Genomic DNA, 5,674 nt, shown 5'->3' with positions numbered 1-5,674 from the left:
GCGCTGATCGCCGCGCTCGACATGCAGTCGACGATCCCGATGGATGCGCTCGCCTACAAGTTCGACATCGTGCTGCGCGGGCGCCGCTCGACACTGTTCGAGAACCGGCCGGAGGGCAATTGATGGCGCAGTCGCTCGACCGGCTGAAGGAAAGCCCTTCGCAGACCGCCGGACCCTATGTCCATATCGGGCTGACGCCGAATTTCTGCGGCATAGGCGGCGTTTATGAAAACGATCTTGGCTCGGTGATGGTCAACGAGCAGACCAAGGGCGAGCGGATCGAGTTGCGCATCCGCGTGCTCGACGGCACCGGCACGCCGCTCAAGGACGCGCTGGTCGAGATCTGGCAGGCCGATGCCAACGGGCTTTACAATTCACCTACCGAGCTGCGCTGCGCGGCCGATCCCAACTTCCAGGGATGGGGGCGACAGCCGACGGACATGGAAACCGGCCTCTGCCTGTTCAAGACGATCAAGCCCGGCCGCGTGCCGTTCCGCGAGGGGCGGCTGATGGCGCCGCACGTCACGCTCTGGATCGTGGCGCGCGGCATCAACATCGGCTTGCACACGCGGCTCTACTTTTCCGACGAAGAACAAGCCAATGGCGAGGATCCGATCCTTGCGCGCATCGAGCACCGCGTGCGGGTGCCGACGCTGATCGCCGAGCGTCAGGGCGATACTTACGTCTTCGATGTCCATCTGCAGGGTGAGAAGGAGACGGTCTTCTTCGACAGCTGACCGTGGCCGACATGACCGTATCGCCCTTCGATCATCCGCTGCTTTCCGGCCTGCTCGGCGACGAGGAGGCGGCGAGGCATTTCTCTGTGGAAGCCGACATTGCCGCGATGCTGATCTTCGAGCGGGCGCTCGCTGAAGCCGAGGCGGAAGAGGGTGTGATTTCGCGTGACGCCGGCGTTGCGATCGTCAAAGCGCTGGCAATGTTCCGGCCGGATACAGCCAAGCTGCGGGACGGCGTCGCCAAGGATGGTGTCGTGGTGCCGGAACTGGCGCGCCAGATCAAGGCGGCGGTCGGCGAGCCTCATGGCGCATCCGTCCATTTCGGCGCGACCAGCCAGGATGTCGTCGACACGTCGCTGGTCCTGCGGCTGCGGCCGGCTGTCGAGCATATCAGCCTCCTGCTCAGCGAAAACGTCGTGCGGCTTACGAGCCTCGAAGAGGAATTCGGGAGCAGGGCGCTAATGGCAATGACGCGTATGCAGCCGGCAATTCCAATGACGGTCGGGGATCGGATCGCTTCGTGGCGGTCGCCGCTCGAACGTCACCAGCAACGTCTTGAAGAACAGTCGAGCCGGCTGTTCGCGGTGCAGTTCGGCGGCGCTGCCGGCACGCTCGAAAAACTGGGCGACAAGGCGCCGGCGGTGCGCGCGGCGCTCGCCGCCAAACTCGGCCTTGGCGATGCGCCGCAATGGCATAGCCAGCGCGATGCGTTAGCGGAGTTCGCTGCCTGGCTTTCGCTGGTGACCGGCAGCCTGGGCAAGTTCGGCCAGGACGTTGCGCTGCTGGCGTATGGTGGCACGGAGATCAGGCTCTCGGGCGGCGGTGGTTCATCGGCCATGCCGCACAAGCAGAACCCGGTGAAGGCGGAGGCCCTGGTGGCGCTTGCCCGCTTCAACGCCACGCAGCTTGCCGGCATGCACCAGGCGCTGGTGCATGAGCAGGAGCGCTCGGGCGCGGCCTGGACGCTGGAGTGGCTGATCCTGCCGCAGATGGTGGTGGCGACGGCGGCCGCTTTGCGGCTGTCCGCCGAGCTTGCCGGACAGATCGAAAGCCTCGGCCGCTGATGCGCACGCAGGTCGTCATCATCGGGTCGGGACCCTCCGGCCTGCTACTCGGACAGTTGCTCGCCACAATAGGCGTCGAGACGGTGATCCTCGAGCGATCGAGCCGCGAGCATGTCCTTGGACGCGTGCGCGCCGGGGTGCTCGAACAGGGTACCGTCGACCTGCTCGCAGAGGCGGGCGCCGCGGAGAGACTGCATGCTGAAGGCCTGCCCCATGCCGGCATCTCGCTTGCCTTTGACGGGCGTTTACACCGCATCGACATGGCGGCGCTCACCGGCGGCAAGCATGTCACCGTCTACGGGCAGACCGAGGTGACGCACGACCTGATGGACAAGCGCGAGGCGGCGGGCCTGGTCACTGCCTACGAGGCGTTGAATGTCGCACCGCATGATTTTGGCGGTGCCTCGCCCTTCGTCACCTACGAAAAGGATGGCGTCACCCGTCGCATCGATTGCGACTTCATCGCCGGCTGCGACGGCTATCACGGCGTCAGCCGCCGGTCGGTGCCGGAAGGCGCGCTGAAGACCTTCGAGCGGCAGTATCCGTTCGGCTGGCTGGGCGTGCTGGCGGAGGTGCCGCCCGCAGACCATGAGCTGATCTACGCCAATCACGAGCGTGGCTTTGCGCTGTGCTCGATGCGCTCGCCGCACCGCAGCCGTTACTATGTGCAGGTTCCAGCAGACGAGCGTGTCGAAGCATGGTCTGACGATCGCTTCTGGGATGAGCTGCGCCGGCGCCTGCCGCCGCAGAGCGCTGCGTCCGTCACTACCGGGCCGTCCTTCGAGAAGTCGATCGCGCCGCTGCGCTCCTTCGTCGCCGAACCGATGCGTTTCGGCCGGCTGTTCCTCGTCGGCGACGCCGCCCATATCGTGCCGCCGACCGGCGCAAAGGGCCTCAACCTTGCCGCCAGCGACGTGCGCTATCTCTTTGCCGGGCTTCGCGAATTCTATTCTGAGAAATCGCAGAACGGGCTCGACGCCTATTCAGGCAAGGCGCTGGCGCGTGTGTGGAAAGCGGTGCGCTTCTCCTGGTGGATGACGACGATCCTGCATCGCTTCCCCGAGACGGGTGAGTTCGGGCAACGCATCCAGGAAGCCGAACTCGATTACCTCGTGCATTCAAAAGCCGCGTCCACGGCGCTCGCCGAAAACTACGTTGGCTTACCTTACTGATCGGCTGGAGCGATCAAACCCGCTCCAGCGCAATCGCAATGCCTTGGCCGACACCGATGCACATGGTGGCTAGAGCAAGCTTGCCGCCGCGTTCGCGCAGCTCCAGCGCCGCAGTACCGGTGATGCGCGCGCCCGACATGCCGAGTGGATGGCCAAGCGCGATCGCGCCGCCGTTCGGGTTCACATGCGTCGCATCCTCGGCAATGCCGAGCTGGCGCAGCACGGCGATGCCTTGCGAGGCGAAGGCCTCATTGAGTTCGACCACGTCGAATTGATCCGGCGTCAGGCCGAGGCGGGCGCAGAGCTTCTTCGTGGCGGGCGCCGGGCCGATGCCCATGATGCGCGGAGCGACGCCAGCCGTGGCGCCGCCGAGGATGCGGGCGATCGGCGTCAGGCCATATTTCCTGGCGGCGGCTTCCGAAGCGACGATGAGCGCCGCGGCGCCGTCATTGACGCCGGACGCGTTGCCGGCGGTCACCGTGCCTCCTTGCCGGAACGGCGTCGGCAATTTGGCCAGCGCCTCGATGGTCGTGCCCGCGCGGGGGTGTTCGTCCTTCACAACGACAACGGGATCGCCCTTTCGCTGCGGGATCGTCACAGGCGTGATCTCCTTCGCCAGCCGGCCATTGGCCTGAGCGGCCACCGCCTTGTCCTGGCTGCGCACGGCGAATGCATCCTGGTCGGCGCGAGAAACGGAAAAGTCCTCGGCGACGTTCTCGCCCGTTTCCGGCATCGAATCGACGCCATACTGTTTCTTCATCAACGGATTGACGAAACGCCAGCCGATGGTGGTGTCGTAGATCTCGGCATTGCGCGAGAAGGCGGTGTCGGCCTTCGGCATGACGAAGGGCGCGCGGCTCATCGATTCCACGCCGCCGGCGATCATTAACTCGGCCTCGCCGGCCTTGATGGCGCGCGCGGCGATGGTGACGGCATCCATGCCTGAGCCGCAGAGGCGGTTGACGGTCGAGCCCGGAATGTCCTGGGGCAAGCCGGCAAGCAGCAGCGCCATGCGCGCGACGTTGCGGTTGTCTTCGCCGGCCTGGTTGGCGCAGCCATAGACGACATCGTCGACGGCTGCCCAATCGACAGCCTGATTGCGCTCGACCAGCGCTCGCAGCGGGACCGCACCGAGATCGTCGGCACGCACGGAGGACAACGCGCCGGCGAAGCGGCCGATCGGCGTGCGGATGTAATCGCAGATATAGGCTTCGGCCATTATGCAGCTTTCCCTTTGGCGGTTTTCTCATGCGCGGCCTTGGTGCGGGCCTGCAGGTCGCGCAACGTCTTCAGTTCGAGTTCCGTCGGCGCCGGCGTCTCGTCAAGCGCCTCAGCGAATTTCACCGTCCAGCCACAGGTCGCCTGGACCTGCTCGCGCGTGACACCGGGATGCAGCGACACGACCGTGAATTCCTTGGTGAGGGGATCGGGCTTCCAGATGGCGAGGTCGGTGATCAGCAGCGTCGGGCCCGCCGTGTCGATGCCGAGGCGCTTGCGGTGGTCGCCACCTTCGCCATGGCCGAAGGAGGTGAAGAAATCGATCTTCTCGACCATGCCGCGCTTCGACTGCGCCATGGTGATGTAAACCTCTCTTGAAGAGGTAGCGATCTCCGGCGCGCCGCCGCCGCCTGGCAACCGGGTCTTCGGATGCGCATAGTCGCCGATGACGGTGGTGTTGATGTTGCCGAACTTGTCGAGCTGGGCGGCGCCCAGGAAGCCGATCGAGATGCGGCCGCCCTGCAGCCAGTAGCGGAACATCTCCGGCACCGCGACAGTGGTCACCGCCGTTTCGCACAGCTCGCCATCGCCGATAGACAGCGGCAGAACATCGGGCGCTGTGCCGATGGTGCCGCTCTCATAGATCAACGTGATGTCCGGTGCATGCGTCAGTCGCGCGACGTTGCAGGCGGCCGAGGGCGCGCCGATGCCGACAAAGCAGACGTCGTCGCTCTTCAGCGCGCGGCTGGCGGCGATCGTCATCATCTCATTGGGGGTGAAGCCGAGGCTTGCAGTGTCGCTCATGCGGCCTTCCTCAGATGCTCGACACGGGCGGCGAAATCGTCCGCGCTGCTCTCGATGACGTTCGCCCTGATCCATTCCTGGAAGCGATCGCGGTCGGCGGCGATCTCATCCCATTCGAGATAGGCGGCGTTGTCGCGCTCGTAGTAGCCGTGCGTGTAGGATGGATGCGAGCCGCCGGGCACCACGGAGATCGCCGCGATGGTCCAGTTCGGCAGCACGGTGAGGTTGGGGTGGAGGTCGTCGAAATTGTCGACCACTTCCTCCACCGTCACTACGGCGCGCCTGGCCGCCAGCACCGCTTCCTTCTGGATGCCGACGATGCCTTCGACCAGCACGTTGCCCTTCCTGTCGGCCTTTTGCGCATGGATGAAGGTGACGTCGGGCCGGATCGCCGGCACCGCGGCGAGCACCTCGCCGGTGAAGGGGCAGGTGATCGTTTTGATGTTCGCGTTGACCCCCGCCAGACCGGCGCCGCGATAACCGCGAAACACCGCGCAGGGCAGGCCAGCGGCGCCCGCCTCATAGGCATTGGCCATGCCGGCGTGGCTGTGCTCCTCGACCTCGATGGCGCGCGGAAAGCCGTTCTCAATGGCGTCGCGGGCGCGCCTCAGCAGGCCAACGCCTGGATTGCCGACATAGGAGAAGACGATCTTCCTCGCCATGCCCATGCCGATCATCT

General features: G+C 65.5%; 6 protein-coding genes and 1 pseudogene. 4 read left to right on the top strand and 3 right to left on the bottom strand.

Going from position 1 to position 5,674, the window contains the following annotated elements; all coding sequences use genetic code 11:
• The 4 genes and pseudogenes from Q0L57_RS04465 to pobA form a co-directional block, all read left to right on the top strand.
• A pseudogene (locus tag Q0L57_RS04465) lies at window positions 1-123 on the top strand (protocatechuate 3,4-dioxygenase subunit beta); the annotation flags it as partial.
• Window positions 123-737 carry a protocatechuate 3,4-dioxygenase subunit alpha gene (pcaG, locus tag Q0L57_RS04460; protein ID WP_296738682.1) on the top strand — a complete coding sequence of 205 codons (615 nt, stop codon included), beginning with the start codon at window positions 123-125 and terminating at the stop codon, window positions 735-737. The pseudogene Q0L57_RS04465 and the gene pcaG, both read left to right, overlap by 1 nt.
• Before the next feature lie 11 nt (window positions 738-748).
• On the top strand, window positions 749-1,801 hold the full coding sequence (locus Q0L57_RS04455) for a 3-carboxy-cis,cis-muconate cycloisomerase (RefSeq protein WP_296738685.1): 1,053 nt from the start codon (window positions 749-751) through the stop codon (window positions 1,799-1,801).
• A complete protein-coding gene (pobA, locus tag Q0L57_RS04450) occupies window positions 1,801-2,973 on the top strand; it encodes a 4-hydroxybenzoate 3-monooxygenase (protein ID WP_296738679.1) in 1,173 nt (390 codons plus the stop codon). The genes Q0L57_RS04455 and pobA overlap by 1 nt, the downstream gene beginning before the upstream one ends.
• 13 nt (window positions 2,974-2,986) lie before the next feature.
• Here the strand turns inward: pobA and pcaF are convergent, their stop codons facing one another.
• The 3 genes from pcaF to Q0L57_RS04435 form a co-directional block, all read right to left on the bottom strand.
• The gene (gene pcaF, locus Q0L57_RS04445) at window positions 2,987-4,192 is read right to left on the bottom strand and encodes a 3-oxoadipyl-CoA thiolase (RefSeq protein ID WP_296738676.1); all 1,206 of its coding nucleotides are present in this window, start codon (window positions 4,190-4,192) and stop codon (window positions 2,987-2,989) included.
• On the bottom strand, window positions 4,192-4,995 hold the full coding sequence (locus Q0L57_RS04440) for a CoA-transferase subunit beta (RefSeq protein WP_296738674.1): 804 nt from the start codon (window positions 4,993-4,995) through the stop codon (window positions 4,192-4,194). The genes pcaF and Q0L57_RS04440 overlap by 1 nt, the downstream gene beginning before the upstream one ends.
• A partial coding sequence (locus tag Q0L57_RS04435) for a CoA transferase subunit A (RefSeq protein WP_296738673.1) occupies window positions 4,992-5,674 on the bottom strand: 683 nt, incomplete at its 5' end. The genes Q0L57_RS04440 and Q0L57_RS04435, both read right to left, overlap by 4 nt.

Source organism: Mesorhizobium sp. (assembly GCF_024509055.1).
GTDB lineage: Bacteria > Pseudomonadota > Alphaproteobacteria > Rhizobiales > Rhizobiaceae > Mesorhizobium.
The sequence above is the reverse complement of the archived record's forward strand: the minus strand, read 5'-3'. Positions and strand labels throughout refer to the sequence as shown.

What these genes read in the sequence shown, in the direction of transcription:
- pcaG (WP_296738682.1), top strand. Translation starts at nt 123, where the DNA reads ATGGCGCAGTCGCTCGACCGGCTGAAGGAAAGCCCTTCGCAGACCGCC.
- pcaF (WP_296738676.1), bottom strand. Translation starts at nt 4,192, where the DNA reads ATGGCCGAAGCCTATATCTGCGATTACATCCGCACGCCGATCGGCCGC.
- pobA (WP_296738679.1), top strand. Translation starts at nt 1,801, where the DNA reads ATGCGCACGCAGGTCGTCATCATCGGGTCGGGACCCTCCGGCCTGCTA.
- Q0L57_RS04455 (WP_296738685.1), top strand. Translation starts at nt 749, where the DNA reads ATGACCGTATCGCCCTTCGATCATCCGCTGCTTTCCGGCCTGCTCGGC.
- Q0L57_RS04440 (WP_296738674.1), bottom strand. Translation starts at nt 4,995, where the DNA reads ATGAGCGACACTGCAAGCCTCGGCTTCACCCCCAATGAGATGATGACG.